General features: G+C 62.6%; 1 protein-coding gene. It reads right to left on the reverse strand.

From position 1 onward, the window contains the following. On the reverse strand, positions 1 to 737 hold a 737-nt coding region (locus tag GOSPT_RS04755), incomplete at both ends, for a phosphopantetheine-binding protein (protein ID WP_005203535.1).

Here is a 737-nt window from a genome sequence, read left to right on the forward strand (position 1 = left end):
CGGCGAGTTCTTCGACGGTGGGCGCATCAAACACATCACGCACCGACACCGACACCCCGAACACATCAGCCACCCCAGCAGCCACCCGCATCGCCGACAACGAATTACCACCCAACAAGAAAAACGACTCCCCCAACCCCACCCGCGACACACCCAACACCCGCTCGAACACCTGCGCCACCAACACCTCCGACCGAGACACCGGCGCCACAAACCCCACCTCCGGCACCACCACCGGCGGCAACGCCCGACGATCCAACTTCCCCGAACTGTTCAACACCAACTCATCAGTGACCACCCACACCGACGGACACATATAACCCGGCAACACCCCAGCCACATACTCACCCACCACATCCACATCCACCGACCCCGGCGACACATACCCCACCAACTGCTGCCCACCACCACCATCAACCACCGCACACACCGCATGCACCACACCCGGCGCCGCAGCAACCACCGCCTCCACCTCACCCAACTCCACCCGCTGCCCACGCAACTTCACCTGAAAATCCGTACGCCCCAAATACTCGATCTCCCCACCAACACCCCACCGCACCAAATCACCCGTCCGATACAACCGCGAACCCCCACCACCAAACGGATCCGCCACAAACCGCTCAGCACTCAACCCCGCACGCGACGCATACCCACGCGCCACCTGCACACCACCCAAATACAACTCACCAGGCACACCAGGCGGCACCACACCCAACCGCGCATCCAACACATAC

The sequence above is a fragment of the Gordonia sputi NBRC 100414 genome, from assembly GCF_000248055.1.
Taxonomy (GTDB): Bacteria; Actinomycetota; Actinomycetes; order Mycobacteriales; family Mycobacteriaceae; genus Gordonia; species Gordonia sputi.